Here is a 15477-nt window from a genome sequence, read left to right as displayed (position 1 = left end):
ATTCGATATGACCGCTTTCACGACCCGTCCAGAAATCCTCGGCACCTTCGGCGTCGTCACTTCCACGCACTGGATCGCTTCGGCCGTCGGCATGAGCATTCTCGAAAAGGGCGGCAACGCTTTCGACGCGGCAGTGGCGACGGGCTTCGTGCTACAGATCGTCGAGCCGCATCTTTGCGGTCCGGGCGGCGATATGCCGGCGGTGATCTATTCGAAGAAGAAGGACAAGGTCGAGGTCATCTGCGCGCAGGGACCCGCCCCCGCGGGTGCGACGATCGAACACTATACGGCGGAGGGCCTGAGCCTGATCCCCGGCGACGGTCTGCTTGCGACCGTCATCCCCGGCTCCTTCGATGGCTGGATGCTGATGCTGCGCGACTATGGCTCGATGAGCGTGCGCGATGTGCTGGAACCGGCGATCTATTACGCCGAGCACGGCCATCCGATGCTGCCGCGCGTCTCCGCCACGATCAAGGGGCTCGCCGCCTTCTTCGAGAAGGAATGGCCGACCTCCTACGAGACATGGCTGCCAGGCGGCAGCGCCCCCGAAGCGCATGCGAATTTCAGGAATCCGGTGCTTGCCGAAACCTGGAAGCGCGTCATTGCCGAGGCGGAAGTGAAAAGCGGCCGGGAAGCGCAGGTCGAGGCGGCCCGCGACGCCTTCTATCGCGGCTTCGTCGCCGAGAAGATCGACGATTATCTCAAAACCGCCGAGGTGATGGATGCGAGCGGCAACCGCCACAAGGGCGTTTTGACTGCCAGCGATATGGCGAACTGGTCGGCAACGATCGAGGAGCCGCTGACCTATGATTATCATGGCTGGACGATCGCCAAGATCGGCCCCTGGGGCCAGGGTCCGGTCTTCCTGCAGACCCTGTCGATCCTCAAAGGCTTTGATCTCGCCGCGATGAACCCCGCTGGCGCCGATTTCGTCCATACCGTCGTCGAAGCGATGAAGCTCGCCTTCGCCGACCGCGAAGTCTATTACGGCGATCCTGATTTTTCGGAGGTTCCCATCGCGCATCTGCTGTCGGAGACCTATGCCGCCGAGCGCCGCAAGCTGGTCGGCGCGGACGCCTCCTTCGATCTTCGTCCCGGCATCGTTCCGGGCTTCGAAGCGCAGCATGATCTGACGATGAAGATGCTCGGCACAGATTCCAAGACCGGCGCCGTCTACGAGCCGACCATGGCGCATCTTTCCGAAAAACGCGGTGACACCGTGCATATCGACGTCATCGACCGCCACGGCAACATGGTCTCCGTCACCCCGTCCGGCGGCTGGCTGCAATCTTCCCCGACCGTGCCCGGCCTCGGCTTCTGCCTCAATTCCCGCGCCCAGATGTTCTGGCTGAAATCGGGCCTGCCGACGTCGCTTGCGCCCGGCAAGCGGCCGCGCACGACGCTGACGCCGTCGCTCGGGCTCTATGAGGGCCGCCCGACGCTCGCCTTCGGCACACCGGGCGGCGATCAGCAGGAGCAGTGGCAACTCTCCTTCTTCCTGCGTTATGCGCACCACAAGCTGAACCTGCAGGCGGCGATCGACCAGCCGCTGTTCCATACCTCGCATTTTCCGGGTTCCTTCTATCCGCGCACCCGCGAACCCGGCAGCCTGATGGCGGAAGCGAATTTCGGCCCTGAAGTCCTCGATGCCCTGCGCCGCAAGGGCCACAAGCTGACGGTCGCCGATGTCTGGACGATCGGTCGGCTGACCGCTGCGAGACGCGATGCCGACGGCCTGTTGCGCGCCGCAGCCACCCCGCGCCTGATGCAGGCCTATGCGATCGGGAGATAGTCATGACCTGGTCGATCGTCGCCCGTGATCCCTTTACCGGTCATCTCGGCATTGCCGTCGCGAGCCGCTTCTTTGCCGTCGGCGCCCTGGTGCCGCATATTCGCGGCGGCATCGGCGCCGTTGCTACCCAGGCCTTCGTCAGCCCGCTTTACGGCGTCGACGGCCTGTCGCTGCTGGCTGCAGGCAAGGCGCCGGAGGAGATCATCGCCGAGCTCATTGCGCCTGACGCCGGCCGCAATCAGCGGCAGTTGCACCTCATCGATGCGAAGGGGCGCAACGCCGCCTTCACCGGTCCCGCATGCATCGACTGGGCGGGACATCTGATCGACGAAAACGTCTCGGTCGCCGGCAACATGCTCGCAGGTCCTGACGTCATCACTGAGACGCTTGCCACCTACAACAAGGCGATGGACAAGCCGTTGGCCGAACGCCTGCTGCTGGCGATGCAGGCAGGCGAAGATGCCGGCGGCGACAAGCGCGGCAGGCAGTCCGCCGCCCTCGTCATCCATCGCGACCAGGATTATCCCTGGCTGAGCCTCCGCGCCGACGACCATCCCGATCCGCTCGCCGAACTTGTTCGTCTGCATGCGGTGGCGGGTGAACGTTATCTGCATGTCGCCGAGACGATGGCGACGCGGCAAAATCCGAACGGCATGACTGACAGGCGCGAGATCGATGAAAAGATCGCGGCGCTGGAAGCGGCCCGCATCGCTGAAGGCAGGCCTTCCGCCTCCTTTGCCACGCCTTTGAAGACGTGAACCAGATAAGACCAAGGGAACGACATGAGTGATGTTTCTTCAGCCTCCGCCTCTCCGGTTCTTTCCGTCCGGAGCCTGACGACCTCCTTCCTCGTCGATGGCGACTGGAAGCCGGTGGTGCGCGACGTCTCCTTCGACGTCATGCCAGGCGAGACGGTGGCGATCGTCGGCGAAAGCGGCTCGGGCAAGAGCGTCACCTCCCTTTCGATCATGCGGCTTCTCGCCAAGGGATCGAGCCGCATCGATGGCGCCATCAGCTTGAACGGCAAGGATGTTCTCGCTCTTTCGGAAAAGGAGATGCGCCGGGTGCGCGGCAACGACGCCGCCATGATCTTCCAGGAGCCGATGACATCCCTCAACCCGATCTTCACCATCGGCCGCCAGATCTCCGAAGCGCTGACCTGCCACGGTGATATCGGCAAGGCCGAGGCGCGGGCCGAAACCGTGCGCCTGCTGGAGAAGGTCCGCATCCCCAACGCCGCGTCGCGCTTCGATGAATATCCGCACCAGTTCTCGGGCGGCATGCGCCAGCGCGTGATGATCGCCATGGCGCTCGCCAGCCGGCCGAAATTGCTGATCGCCGACGAGCCGACGACGGCGCTCGACGTGACGATCCAGGGCCAGATCCTCGACCTGATCAAGATGCTGCAGGAAGAAGAGGGCATGTCCGTGCTGTTCATCACCCACGACATGGGTGTCGTCGCCGAAATCGCCGACCGCACCATCGTCATGTATCGCGGCGAGGCGGTGGAAACCGGCACGACCGACGACATCTTCCATCGCGGCAGGCATCCCTATACCCGCGCTTTGCTCTCGGCCGTGCCGCGCCTCGGCTCGATGGCCGACCGGAAGTGGCCGCTGCGTTTCCCGGTCGTCGATACCACGACCGGCGAACGCCGCGAGCCGGTCGAGGTGGCCGATACCGTCGACCGCCGCCGGACGCCGATCCTCGAAGTCAAGAATCTCGTTACCCGTTTCGACATCCGCGGTGGCCTGCTCGGCCGCAAGACCGGCGCCATCCATGCCGTTGAGGACGTCTCTTTCGATCTCTTCCAGGGCGAGACGCTGTCGCTCGTCGGCGAATCCGGCTGCGGCAAGTCGACCACCGGTCGCTCGATTACCCGCCTCGTCCAGCCGAACGGCGGCAGCGTCAGCCTCGACGGCTATGACGTGCTGAGCCTTGACGCGGCCAGTCTCAGACGGATGCGCCGCAGCATCCAGATGATTTTTCAGGACCCCTTCGCCAGCCTCAACCCGCGCATGACCGTCGGCGCCGCCGTCGCCGAACCCATCACCGAGCATGGCCTCGGCACTGGCGCCCAGGCCCGCGACAAGGCGGCCGATCTCCTCGAACGCGTCGGGCTGAAACCCGATATGATGAAACGTTATCCGCACGAATTCTCCGGCGGTCAGCGCCAGCGCATCTGCATCGCCCGCGCGCTTGCGCTCGATCCGAAGGTGATCGTCGCCGACGAAAGCGTTTCGGCCCTCGATGTTTCGATCAAGGCGCAGGTCTGCAATCTGCTAATGGACCTGCAGCAAAGCCTCAACCTCGCCTTCCTGTTCATTTCCCACGATATGGCGGTGGTCGAGCGCGTCAGCCACCGCGTCGCGGTGATGTATCTCGGCGAAATCGTCGAGATTGGTCCGCGCGCGGAACTGTTCAGCAACCCGCAGCACGCCTACACGAAGAAGCTGATGGCAGCTGTGCCTGTTCCCGATCCCTCACGGCGCGGCATCAAGCGCAACCTCGGAACCGACGAGCTCAAGAGCCCTGTCCGCCCGGTCGGCTACGTCGCGCCGCCACGCCGATACCGGGAAGTGACGGCAGGCCATCTGGTGCGGGTCGATGAAGCCGCCTGAGCGGGAAAACCCGCTCAGTAGAGCATCCGAGGAGCCAAGTATTTCAGGAAATAACCTGTGCCAGCGGGGTACGGCCTACCCTTTTTGCTGCACCGCTTATATCACTTATCCTAGATATTATTTCACCCATAATTGTTAACGACCAATTCCACCCATTTGTGTTCTCTTATCCCTACGAATCAAAAAGGTTTGATTTGCCCGGGGACGGCCACCATGTTGAAGCATGGGGCGATGCAACAGTTGGGTAGGAGCCTATGCTGCAACGGATTGAAGACATTGATGCAGCGCTCGTCGACAGGCTGCAGCATTCGGCATTCAACTACTTCCTGAAATATACCAATCCCGAAAACGGCCTTGTGGCGGACACATCGATCGGCGGGGTTCCGTGCAGCATCGCAGCCGTCGGCTTTGCGCTTTCCTCCTATCCTGTTGGTGTCGAGCGTTTATGGATCAGCCGCGAGGAGGCAGCCGAACGCACGGTCAATACGCTGCGGTTCTTCGCCGAGGCGCGTCAGGGCGAGGAACGCCACGCGACCGGCCACCGCGGTTTCTTCTACCATTTCCTGCACATGGATACCGGCCATCGCGCCTGGAACAGCGAGCTTTCGACCATCGACACGGCGCTGCTTGTCGCCGGCATCCTGACGGCTGCGCAATATTTCAATCGCGAAGACGACGAGACGGAGACCGAAATCCGTCAACTCGCGACCCTCATCTACGAGCGCGTCGACTGGCGCTGGGCGCTGAACAAGGGCGACACGATTGCCATGGGATGGAAGCCCTCTTCCGGCTTCCTGCGCTGGCGCTATCACGGCTTCGACGAGGCGATCATCCTCTATACGCTGGCGCTTGCCTCACCGACGCATCCCATTCCGCAATCGAGCTACGACGCCTTTACGTCAAGCTATTCGTGGATGCTGCATGGCGAGCAGTCCTATCTCTATGCCGGGCCGCTCTTCATCCACCTCTTCTCGCATGCCTGGATCGATTTCCGCACCATTCAGGACAAGCCGATGGCGGAGCGGAACTGGGACTATTTCCGCAACACGCAGGTGATGATCAACGTCCAGCGTGACTATGCCGAGCGCAATCCCGGCCAGTTCGTCGGCTATAACAGGAATATCTGGGGTTTCTCCGCCTGTGACGGCCCGCCGCCGACACGGCGCATGCGCGGCGGCCGCCAGCCCAAGGTTCTGGGTTACGCCGCACGCGGCGCGCCGCTCGGCCCCGATGACGGCACGATCGCACCCTGGGCAGCACTTGCCTGCCTGCCCTACGACCGGCAGGCGGCTCTCGACGGCACCAAGGCGCTTCTGACCACCTATCCGAACCTGCTGTTGGAAGGCGGCTTCCCCGGTGGCTTCAACCCGACGGTCAAGACCAAGCGGCCGGAAGGCTGGGTCGACGACCGCACCGTCGGCATCGACCAGGGCCTTGTCGTCATGACCATCGAGAACGACCGTTCGGATTTCATCTGGAAACTGATGCGGCAATCGCCGGTCATCCGCCTCGGCCTCGAACGCGCCGGCTTTACCGGTGGCTGGCTCGAAGGCATCGAGCCGGAAGAAGTGGTGCGCAAGTTCGGCTAGCGCACAAGCCCGGAAATCGAAATCGATTTCCGGAAAGGACGACACGAAAACTAAAATGAAAGAGCCCGCGCGTCCAATAGGATGTGCGGGCTCTTAGTTCAGTTCTCGAAGACATGCGCCTTGCCGGCGATGTCGAGGCGAACGAGATCGCCTCGCGCCGGGAGAGCGACGCTCGAGGTCTTGATCAGGATCGGCGGCAGCGCCACGCCGTCGAGCGAGACGGCGACGGTGCAGACCGCGCCGCCGAATTCCACCTCGACGACACGCCCGCCGTAATTGCGATCGCTTTCATCGGCAACGACGCGGATCTGCTCAGGCCGCAGCATGATCTCCGCCTTGCCCTGACGACTGCCTTCGACGGCGACACGGCCGAGGGCGCAATCTGCCAAGCCGTTGCGGATGATGGCGGGAAGCAGCACGGCATCACCGAGAAACAGTGCCGTCTCGCGATCGCGCGGATGCAGATACAATGATTGCGGCGACCCGGCCTGGATCAGCCGTCCTTCTCTCAGGACCGCAACCTGATCGGCAAAGGTCAGCGCCTCTTCCTGGTCATGGGTGACGAGGATGGTGGTGATGCCGGCCGCCTGCAGCACGCGCGCAACCGCCTTGCGCATATTTTCCCGCAGACCGGTATCGAGTGCCGAGAAAGGTTCGTCGAGCAGCATCAGCCGCGGCTTGCGGCCGAGCGCGCGGGCGAGCGCCACACGCTGCTGCTGGCCGCCGGAAAGCTGATGCGGGCGCCGCGCCAGCATGCCACGGTCGAGTTCGACCATATCGAGCAGCTCGAGCACGCGCTTCTCGCGATCGGCTGCACCTCGCTCAAACCCGAAGCCGATATTCTCGGCAACGCTTAAGTGCGGAAACAGTGCGCCGTCCTGCGAGACGATGCCGATGCCGCGTTTATGCGCCGGTACCGTCGCCGGACCGTCGGCAAGCAGGTCGCCATCCAGCGTCACCCTGCCGACATCCGGTTGCTCGAAGCCGGCAATAATGCGCAGCAGCGTCGTCTTGCCCGAACCGGATGGGCCGACGACCGCCGTTCGGCTGCCCGCCGCGACGTCGAGCGAAATATCCTTCAACGCCTGGACGGGGCCATAGCGCTTGCTGATGTTCTCGATCGTAAGCAGCGTCATTGGCCGGCGGTCCGTTTCGATTGGGTATAGAGCATCAGGGTGAGCGGCAGCGACAGCACGACCATCATGAAGGCGTAGGGGGCGGCCGAGACATAATCGATCTCGCTGGTCAGCGACCAGAATTTCGTCGCCAGCGTATCGACGCCGTTGGGCGACAGCATCAGTGTCGCCGTGAGTTCATTGGTGATGCCGAGTGCAGCCAGCGCGACGCTGGCGGCAGCTCCCGGTGCTGCAAGCCGCATGGTGATCTGCCGCACCGCCTGACCCGGGGTGCGGCCGAGACCCATCGCGGCGCGCTCCAGCTCCACCGGCGCCTGGGCGATACTGGCGCGTAAGCCGACCATGGCGCGCGGCAGGAAAAGCATCACATAGGCGACGAGCAGCGTTGCGAAGGTCTGATAGAGCGGCAGCACGAGACGCACCGCGATCGTCACCAGCGCCAGCGCCACGACGACGCCCGGCAGCGAGCCGACATAATAATGGCAGGCTTCGAGCACCCGCTGGAAGCGGCCCGGCGCACGCACGGAAAGCCAGGCCATCGGTGCTGCGGCAATCGTCGCCAGCACGCCGCCGACAACGGCAAGCACGATCGTCTGCAGGAAGGCGCTGCCGACTTCGATGCGCCAGATATCGGCGCCGCCGAGATAGAGCCAGCGGCCAAGCGTCACCAGCGGCACGCCAAGTGTCAGCGCCGCCAGCATGACGGGCAGCAACACGGCCGGCACCACGAACCAGCCCAGCCGGCGGCGGTCCGCCGGACGTGGCGAGCCGGAGCCGACGCGGGCATAACGTTCATTGCCGCGCACCAGCACCTCGAAGCCGAGCAGAAAAAGACAGCAGGCGACAAGCACGCCGCCGAGCATGTTGGAGGCCGGGCTGTTGTAGGAGGACTGGAACTGATCGACGATCGCCGTCGCGAACGTGTCGAACCGGATCATGACGAACAGGCCGTATTCCGAAAGCAGATGCAGCGCGATCAGCAGCGAGCCGCCGCAGATGGCAAGCCTCAGCTGCGGCAGCACGGCGCGGAAGAAGACCCACCAGGGATTAAGACCCAGCGAGGCCGCGGCATCCTCGATGGCCGGGTCGAGACGGCGCAGCGCTGCGACGACCGGCAGGTAGAGGAACGGATAATAGGCGATGACCGAGACGAAGACGCCGCTCTGCAGGCCGCGCATGCCGGGAACGAGGCTGACCCAGGCATAGCTGTGCACGAAGGCAGGCACGGCGAGCGGGGCGATCGCAAGCCAGGCCCAGAGCCGCGCGAAAGGAATGTCCGTCCGTTCCGTCAGCCAGGCGAGCGTCACGGCAAGCGCGATCGACAGCGGAATGGTGATCGATTCCAGGAGAACCGTATTGACGAGAAGTTCGCCGACGCGTGGCCGGAAGACCAGGGTCTTCACCGTTTCCCAGCCGACATCGTAGGTGACCCAGCCGATGAAGCCGAGCGGCACGAGACTGAAGATCGCGACGAGGGTTGCAAGCAGGATCACGGAAGCGTGCGGCATGCGTCCGCGCGGCAAAACCATTCGCGCGGCCCTCGGCGCGACCGGCGCCTCGTTGCCGGATGCGAGCAATCTGTTGTCCTGCAGCAAGGCCGATGCCTTTACACGCTGAAAAAGGAAGGCAACCGCCTTTGAAGGGCGGTTGCCGGATATCGTCATGCCCTAAGGTTTTCTTGAGCCAAATGCAATAGTTTTGGCCGGCGGAAGCCTGCGGCAGAAAGGTTAGATCAGACCGGCGGCCGTCATCAGCTCGACGACCTTCTTGCTGTCGAGGGTCGAAGCTTCGACCTTCGGCGCGTTAAGATCGGCAAGCGGAGTGAGCTTGTCGTTGGAGGGCGCATCCTTGCCGATGGCATATTCATAGGAATCGCCGTCCTTGAGGACTGCCTGGCCAGCCTTGCTGGTGAGGAACTTCAGGAAAGCCTGGGCTTCCTTCATGTGCTGCGTGGACTTCAGGACGCCGCCGCCCGAAACGCTGACGAAAGCGCCCGGATCCTGGTTCTTGAAGTAGTGCAGGCCGACATTCTTGCTGTTCTCGCCTGTTTTGGCCTGATCGCCGAACCAATAATAGTGATAGATGATCGCGCCTTCGACTTCACCTGAATTGACTGCCTTCATGGCGACGCTGTTGCCCTTGTAGGGCGTGGCGTTTTCCTTGAGAGCCTTCAGCCAGTCGGCCGTCGACTGTTCGCCCTTGAGCTGCAGCAGAGCGGCGACAATGGCCTGGAAGTCGGCACCGGCAGGTGCTGCACCCCAGCGGCCCTTCCAGGCGGGATCTGCGAGGTCGAGCATCGACTTCGGCAGCTTGTCTTCGGTAAGTTTGGTCTTGTCATAGACGAAAACGGTGGTGCGGGCGGCAATGCCGGTCCACATGCCGTCAGCCGGGCGATACTGATCCGGAACCTGGTCCAGCGTTTCCTTTTCGACGGGGGCGAAGAGGCCCGCGCCATCGACCAGTGTCATTGCCGGCGAATTCTCGGTCAGGAAGACATCCGCGGGAGAGGCGTCGCCTTCCTGGATGATCTGGTTGGCGAATTGCATGTCGCTGCCCTGGCGCATGGTGACCTTGATGCCGGTCTCCTTGGTGAAAGCAGCGATCCATTCGCGGCCCAGACTTTCGTGTTGGGCATTGTAAACAACGAGACCTTCGTCCTGCGCATTGGCGCTGCCTGCGAGCGCGGTGGCGGAGAGAAGCGAAGCGGCAAGCGCGAGGGAAAAACGGTTAAGAGCAATGTTCATGATGGCCTCCGTGGCGATGTCACCCGAGCTCTCCAAGGGCGATGAGAGGCGTATATTTTTCCTGACTGCCGATTTCAAGTTTGTCTTGGCCGGAAAAGCCATCACAATATCTTGACTAAATATTTCATATTACAGGGGAATAAATCTCGATTGAGCAAAAAAGGCGACGCTTCCCGAGCGCCGCCTCTCTTTTGCAGCCTTTGCAGCCGGCTTATTCGACGTCGAACTTGACGCCCTGCGCCAGCGGCAGCGTCCTGCCGTAATTGATCGTGTTGGTGGAGCGGCGCATATAGGCCTTCCAGGCATCCGAGCCGGATTCGCGGCCGCCGCCGGTCTCCTTCTCGCCGCCGAAGGCGCCACCGATCTCGGCGCCCGACGGCCCGAGATTGACGTTGGCGATGCCGCAATCCGAACCGCGAGCGGAGACGAAGGTTTCGGCCTCGCGCATGTCGTTGGTGAAGATCGACGACGACAGCCCCTGCGGCACGGCATTGTGCAGTGCCAGCACCTCGTCGAAATCGCTATACTTCATCACATAGAGGATCGGCGCGAAGGTCTCGTGCTCGACCGGGCCGGTCTGATCGGGCATTTCGACAAGCGCCGGGCGAACGTAGAAGGCCTCGGTCGAACCGGTTTCGACGCGGTCGCCGCCGGTCACCGTGCCGCCGGCCGATTTCGCCTCGCCGAGCGCTGCCTGCATGTTCTTAAAAGCCTGACCGTCGATCAACGGCCCTACAAGCGTGCCGGTCTCGAGCGGGTTGCCGATGGTGACGGAGCCGTAGGCCTTCTGCAGGCGCGGCACCAGCTGGTCGTAGACGCTGTCATGCACGAAGAGACGGCGCAGCGTCGTGCAGCGCTGGCCGGCCGTGCCCATGGCGGAGAAGGCGACGCCGCGCAGCGTTAGGTCGAGATCGGCGCTCGGGCAGACGATCGCCGCATTGTTGCCGCCGAGTTCGAGAATGGCGCGGGCAAAACGCTGCGACAGGCGCGGACCGACGGCGCGGCCCATGGCCGTCGAGCCCGTCGCGGAGACGAGTGGGATCTTCGGATGGTCGACCAGCACTTCGCCGACCTCACGGCCGCCGATGATCAGCGTCGACAGATTGGCCGGTGCGCTACCGCCCTCGGCGACGAAACGCTTCAGCGCCTTTTCGAACAGCGCCTGCACGGCAAGCGCCGTCAACGGCGTCTTTTCCGAGGGCTTCCAGACGGTGGAATTGCCGCAGACCATCGCAAGTGCCGCATTCCACGACCAGACGGCAACAGGGAAGTTGAAGGCGGAGATGATGCCGATCACGCCGAGCGGATGCCAGCTTTCCATCATCCGGTGCTCGGAGCGCTCGGTGGCGATCGTCAGGCCGTAGAGCTGCCGGGAAAGGCCGACGGCGAAATCGCAGATGTCGATCATCTCCTGCACTTCGCCCAGGCCTTCCGAAGTGATCTTGCCAACCTCGATCGAGACGAGACGGCCGAGCGCCGCCTTGGAGGCGCGCAGTTCCTCGCCCAGCAGGCGGACCAGTTCGCCGCGCTTCGGCGCCGGCACGGCACGCCATTCGAGGAAGGCCTGGTGCGCCGCTTCGATCGCCGCCTTCGTCTCGGAAACGGAATGTTCCCTGAGTTTGCCGATTTCCTTGCCGGTGACCGGCGAGGTGACGGAAAGCGTGCCGCCGTGATAGCGGCCGGCATCGACGCCGAGTTCGGCAAGCAGCTTGGCGGTTTCGGTGGCGAGATCGAGGACGGCGATGGTCATTGTCGTGTTTCCAATCTTATTATTCTCAGAAGCGTGCATCGCTTCTCAGAAGCGGGCATCGGCGAAATGGGCGACCTGAGCGCCGGCTTCGTACCATATTTCCTTGAGTGCACGGAAGCTTGGCTCGGTGGGCGAAGTCGGCGGCAGCGGCAGATCGGCTTCCGGAAGCCGGCCGAGGATATGCTCCGCCAGCGTACGGCCGAAGACCGTACCGGGGGCAATGCCGCGGCCATTGTAGCCCGAAAAGCCGACGACACCAGGTGCGAATTTGTGGAAGCGCGGCAGCGCATTGTCGGTCATGCCGATCTGGCCATACCATTCGCACTCGAATTCGACGTCGCCGATATCTGGGAAGAGCCGCTTCAATGCGCGTTTGGCCCAGCCCTTGTGTACGGCCAGTCCGGTATTGCGCAACGCCCCGACACTGCCGAAAACGAGGCGGCCGGCCTGGTCCATGCGGAAGGAGGAGAGGATTTCCTTGGTATCCCATGCGCCTTCCCGCCCCGGCAGGATCGACTGACGCAGATTGTGGCCGAGCGGCACAGTGGCGAAATTGAAATAGGGCAGATGCACCTGTTCGCTGCGCACCTGCTCCCACGGACCGGTGCTGTAGGCATCCGTCGCGACGATGATCCACTCGGCGCTGACTTCGCCGTGTGCCGTCTTCACGGTCCAGCGGCTGCCGTTACGCTCCGTTGCAACGACCGGGCTGGATGTATGAATGGTGACGCCGGCCTTGACGGCGGCATGGGCAAGGCCGCGCGCATAGGCAAGCGGCTGCAGGGTGCCGGCGCGTTTGTCGAGCAGCGAACCGGTATAGGCATCGCTGCCGATACGTTTGGCCGTTTCCGCTGCATCGAGCAGCGTCACGGCTGCGCCGCGGGCGGACCATTGCGCCGCCCGATCCTCGATCTCCTTCAGCCCATCCGCGCCGACCGCGCAATGCAGCGTGCCGTTCCGTTCGAGTTCGCAGGCAATTTGATGTTTGTCGATCAGCTCCATGACCAGCTTCGGCGCATTGCCGAGCAGATCGAGCAGACGTTCGCCATGCACCGGGCCGAGCACGCCGGGCAGATCGTTCGGCATCACCCACATGCCGGCATTGATCAGCCCGACATTGCGCCCGGCACCGCCGAAGCCGATCTCCTTGGCCTCCAGCAGCACCACCTTCGACCCGGCTTCGGCAAGATGCAGGGCGGAAGAGAGGCCGGTGTAACCGCCGCCGACGATGACGACGTCGGCCGATACCGCGCCTTCGAGAGGCGAGGTCGTCGGCGCTTCGGGCGCTGTCTTTTCCCAGAGGCCGTGGGAGCGCGGATCATTCAGCATGGCTCAGTCCGATCGGAGCGAAATCGCGGGTACTCTAATGCATAAAAGAAAGTGTTGAAGCGGCCATTTCACGCAACGGTCTTCAACGGCAAGCCCGCAAGGCCGAGCGCCTCCAGTGCCGAATCCAGCGATGCCGCCTGGCGTTCGGCGTAGAGCGCCAGCTCGTCCTGGACGGTGGCGCCCAGTGCTGCCTCGAAGGCGTCACGGTTCGAGCGGGTCGCATAGTTCTGCTGCTGGTCGGTGCCGAGGTTCGACTGGAAGATGCCGGCCGCGCTGACGGGCAGGAAGTCTTCGTAGACGATCGGGGTGAAGGCGAGGTAACCCGAGGTGATCAGCGCCTCCGGATCGCCGGGCAGCGTGCTGCCGACTGCAGCGGCAATGCCCGCAGACGTCGCGGAATAGCGGAAGAAGGCGAGATCCGCTCTGCGCAGCTCATCCCAGCTGTCCGGCAGTGCCTTGAAACGTGCGGCGAGTTCGTCGTCGTAGGCGCCGGCCTTGGCGCCGCCGGCGCCGACCTGCACCTCACCGCGAACCGAGGCAAGCAGCTGGTCATAGAGCGCCCGGCCCTTCGCCGTCAGCGCCACGCCGCGCTGTTCGATCTCGCCGAAGCGCGCGGTATGCCTGCCTTGAATCGCACCGTCATCATCGGAAAAGGCGATCGCTTCCTCCAGCGCCTTGAAACTCGTCTGTCGCAGCAGGATATCGCAATGACGGCGCGGCGGCCCTTCGATGACAGCCTTCGGCGTGATGCCGCGTTCCGGCATGCGGGCCTGGACCGCGTCGATATCGAGCGTGCGCGGCGTCAGATGGTTGATGTGCGGCCCCTTGAAGCTGACGACGTCGGCGATCAGCCGATGCGCATCGTGCAGCCGCTTGTAGGTATCGGCACTGACTGTCGCTTCGCCATGCCAGCGGAAGGTTTCCAGCGCCTCGGCGACGAATTCCGTCGCCTCCGCCTCGGTCAGGCCGCCGTTCTGCTCGTGGCGCTCGATCAGCGCGATGGCGCGTGGCGTGTAGATCCGCCGTTTCGCCAGAATGGCTTCGGCCTCGCCGCGCAGCCCTTCGTCCTCGATCAGTTCCAGTCGCAGCAGCGAGGTGAAGACACGGAACGGATTGACGTTGAGCGCTGCCTCGTCGATCGGCCGGAAGCTGGTGGAATGAACCGGCACGCCGGCGACCGAAAGATCGTAATAGCCAACCGGCTGCATGCCCATGACCGCAAACAGCCGGCGGATGGTGAAAAGCTCGTCGGCCGTGCCGAGCCGGATGGCGCCGTGGCGCTCGACATCGATGCGCTCCAGCTCGCCGGCGCGGGCCAGGCGATCGCGCAGGTCAGGATCATTCTTGAGGCAGCCGGCATTCACATCCGCCACCAGTTCGATCAGCGTGCCGTATTGCGGCACCTCCGCCCGGTACATCTGCGACATCGCCTCGGTAAACAGCGATCGGATGCGGTCTGGGGAAACGAAGGCTTGCGGCATTGGGAAACTCCGGCTCATTCCGTTTTTGCAGGATGAACCTCTTTACACGCGCCAGAAAGCGGCAAGTATCGCTATTTTGGAAATAGCCCATTCTGAAATGGAATGATCATGCTGACGTCTAGACGTTTTCTGCCGTCGATTTCGCATCTCGCCGCCTTCGAGGCGGTTGCCCGCACCGGCAGCGTGACGGCAGCGGCGCGCGAACTCGATCTGACGCAGAGCGCCGTCAGCCGCCAGGTGAGCGCGCTGGAGGAGCAGCTTGGCGTCGAGCTCTTCCTGCGCGAACGCCAGACCATGCGGCTGACGCTTGCCGGCGACGGATATGCCCGCGAGATTCGTGAGGCGCTGCGGCGGATATCGAGCGCCTCGCTGAACCTGCGCGCCAATCCGCATGGCGGCACGCTCAATCTCGCCATTCTGCCGACCTTCGGCACACGCTGGCTGGCGCCGCGCTTGGGACGCTTCCTCGCCGCCAATGCCGGCGTGACCATCAATCTGGTGACCCGGCTTTCGCCTTTCGATTTCCGCCTCGATTCGATCGACGCCGCCATCCATTTCGGCCATCCGCACTGGCCGGGCGCCGAACTTGCGCTTCTGATGTCGGAGCGCACGGTGCCGGCCTGCAGTCCAGATTTTCTGAAGCAATATGCGATCTCAGGACCGGAGGATCTGCTCGCCGTTCCGCTTCTGCATCTGACGACACGTCCCGACGCCTGGGAGCAATGGTTCGCCGGCAACGGTGTTTCTTTCGAAAGCGTGCACGGCATGCTCTTCGACCAGTTCGCCACGGCGGCGCAGGCGGCAATCGCCGGCCTTGGCGTCGCCCTGCTGCCGACATTCCTGATGCAGGAGGAAATCAGGCGCGGCGATCTCGTCGCCGCTGTCGATCGTGAAATGGAGAGCCGCGAGCGCTATTATCTCGCCTTTCCGCCCGAGCGTGCCGACTATGCGCCGCTTGCCGCCTTTCGTGACTGGATCGTCGCGGAAGCGGCCGCCAACCCGGCTGCGTGACGAACGGCTTGCATCGGCATGGCG

Annotated in this window: 11 protein-coding genes; 5 read left to right on the top strand and 6 right to left on the bottom strand. The window is 63.5% G+C overall.

Annotation, left to right across the window (positions count from 1 at the left end):
• The first annotated feature begins 7 nt into the window (after positions 1-7).
• The 4 genes from GR198_RS16420 (at position 8) to GR198_RS16405 (ending at position 6002) form a co-directional block, all read left to right on the top strand.
• Positions 8-1792 carry a gamma-glutamyltransferase family protein gene (locus GR198_RS16420; RefSeq protein WP_164069264.1) on the top strand — a complete coding sequence of 595 codons (1785 nt, stop codon included), beginning with the start codon at positions 8-10 and terminating at the stop codon, positions 1790-1792.
• Positions 1793-1794: 2 nt separating this feature from the next.
• Positions 1795-2550, top strand: coding sequence for a DUF1028 domain-containing protein (locus GR198_RS16415; RefSeq protein WP_164069263.1), 756 nt, complete (start codon positions 1795-1797; stop codon positions 2548-2550).
• A 24-nt stretch (positions 2551-2574) separates the two neighbouring features.
• Positions 2575-4413 carry an ABC transporter ATP-binding protein gene (locus tag GR198_RS16410; RefSeq protein ID WP_164069262.1) on the top strand — a complete coding sequence of 613 codons (1839 nt, stop codon included), beginning with the start codon at positions 2575-2577 and terminating at the stop codon, positions 4411-4413.
• A gap of 254 nt (positions 4414-4667) precedes the next feature.
• The gene (locus GR198_RS16405) at positions 4668-6002 is read left to right on the top strand and encodes a glucoamylase family protein (protein WP_164069261.1); all 1335 of its coding nucleotides are present in this window, start codon (positions 4668-4670) and stop codon (positions 6000-6002) included.
• Positions 6003-6100: 98 nt separating this feature from the next.
• Here GR198_RS16405 and GR198_RS16400 read toward each other — a convergent pair whose 3' ends face one another.
• From GR198_RS16400 to hglS, 6 genes are all read right to left on the bottom strand, one after another.
• Positions 6101-7138: an ABC transporter ATP-binding protein gene (locus tag GR198_RS16400; RefSeq protein ID WP_164048499.1), complete on the bottom strand. Its 1038-nt coding sequence runs from the start codon at positions 7136-7138 to the stop codon at positions 6101-6103.
• Positions 7135-8802, bottom strand: coding sequence for an ABC transporter permease (locus GR198_RS16395; RefSeq protein ID WP_164069260.1), 1668 nt, complete (start codon positions 8800-8802; stop codon positions 7135-7137). Before GR198_RS16395 ends, GR198_RS16400 begins: the two co-directional genes overlap by 4 nt.
• A 63-nt stretch (positions 8803-8865) precedes the next feature.
• Positions 8866-9882: an iron ABC transporter substrate-binding protein gene (locus GR198_RS16390; protein ID WP_029870857.1), complete on the bottom strand. Its 1017-nt coding sequence runs from the start codon at positions 9880-9882 to the stop codon at positions 8866-8868.
• Positions 9883-10093: 211 nt separating this feature from the next.
• On the bottom strand, positions 10094-11632 hold the full coding sequence (amaB, locus tag GR198_RS16385; RefSeq protein WP_029870856.1) for an L-piperidine-6-carboxylate dehydrogenase: 1539 nt from the start codon (positions 11630-11632) through the stop codon (positions 10094-10096).
• A gap of 45 nt (positions 11633-11677) precedes the next feature.
• Positions 11678-12961, bottom strand: a complete 1284-nt coding sequence (locus GR198_RS16380) for an NAD(P)/FAD-dependent oxidoreductase (RefSeq protein WP_029870855.1) — start codon at positions 12959-12961, stop codon at positions 11678-11680.
• A 68-nt stretch (positions 12962-13029) separates the two neighbouring features.
• A complete protein-coding gene (gene hglS, locus GR198_RS16375) occupies positions 13030-14460 on the bottom strand; it encodes a 2-oxoadipate dioxygenase/decarboxylase HglS (RefSeq protein WP_029870854.1) in 1431 nt (476 codons plus the stop codon).
• Between the two features lie 84 nt (positions 14461-14544).
• Between hglS and GR198_RS16370 the strand changes: the two genes are divergently transcribed.
• Positions 14545-15453, top strand: coding sequence for a LysR family transcriptional regulator (locus GR198_RS16370; RefSeq protein WP_029870853.1), 909 nt, complete (start codon positions 14545-14547; stop codon positions 15451-15453).
• Positions 15454-15477: the final 24 nt, after the last annotated feature.

Origin of the sequence: Rhizobium leguminosarum, assembly GCF_010668065.1 — a bacterium.
In the GTDB taxonomy this organism is placed as follows: domain Bacteria; phylum Pseudomonadota; class Alphaproteobacteria; order Rhizobiales; family Rhizobiaceae; genus Rhizobium; species Rhizobium leguminosarum_S.
Note: the sequence above shows the minus strand (reverse complement) of the source record. Positions and strands in the feature narration are given on the sequence as shown.

What these genes read in the sequence shown, in the direction of transcription:
- GR198_RS16420 (WP_164069264.1), top strand. Translation starts at nt 8, where the DNA reads ATGACCGCTTTCACGACCCGTCCAGAAATCCTCGGCACCTTCGGCGTC.
- GR198_RS16415 (WP_164069263.1), top strand. Translation starts at nt 1,795, where the DNA reads ATGACCTGGTCGATCGTCGCCCGTGATCCCTTTACCGGTCATCTCGGC.
- GR198_RS16410 (WP_164069262.1), top strand. Translation starts at nt 2,575, where the DNA reads ATGAGTGATGTTTCTTCAGCCTCCGCCTCTCCGGTTCTTTCCGTCCGG.
- GR198_RS16405 (WP_164069261.1), top strand. Translation starts at nt 4,668, where the DNA reads ATGCTGCAACGGATTGAAGACATTGATGCAGCGCTCGTCGACAGGCTG.
- GR198_RS16400 (WP_164048499.1), bottom strand. Translation starts at nt 7,138, where the DNA reads ATGACGCTGCTTACGATCGAGAACATCAGCAAGCGCTATGGCCCCGTC.
- GR198_RS16395 (WP_164069260.1), bottom strand. Translation starts at nt 8,802, where the DNA reads ATGACGATATCCGGCAACCGCCCTTCAAAGGCGGTTGCCTTCCTTTTT.
- GR198_RS16390 (WP_029870857.1), bottom strand. Translation starts at nt 9,882, where the DNA reads ATGAACATTGCTCTTAACCGTTTTTCCCTCGCGCTTGCCGCTTCGCTT.
- amaB (WP_029870856.1), bottom strand. Translation starts at nt 11,632, where the DNA reads ATGACCATCGCCGTCCTCGATCTCGCCACCGAAACCGCCAAGCTGCTT.
- GR198_RS16380 (WP_029870855.1), bottom strand. Translation starts at nt 12,961, where the DNA reads ATGCTGAATGATCCGCGCTCCCACGGCCTCTGGGAAAAGACAGCGCCC.
- hglS (WP_029870854.1), bottom strand. Translation starts at nt 14,460, where the DNA reads ATGAGCCGGAGTTTCCCAATGCCGCAAGCCTTCGTTTCCCCAGACCGC.
- GR198_RS16370 (WP_029870853.1), top strand. Translation starts at nt 14,545, where the DNA reads ATGATCATGCTGACGTCTAGACGTTTTCTGCCGTCGATTTCGCATCTC.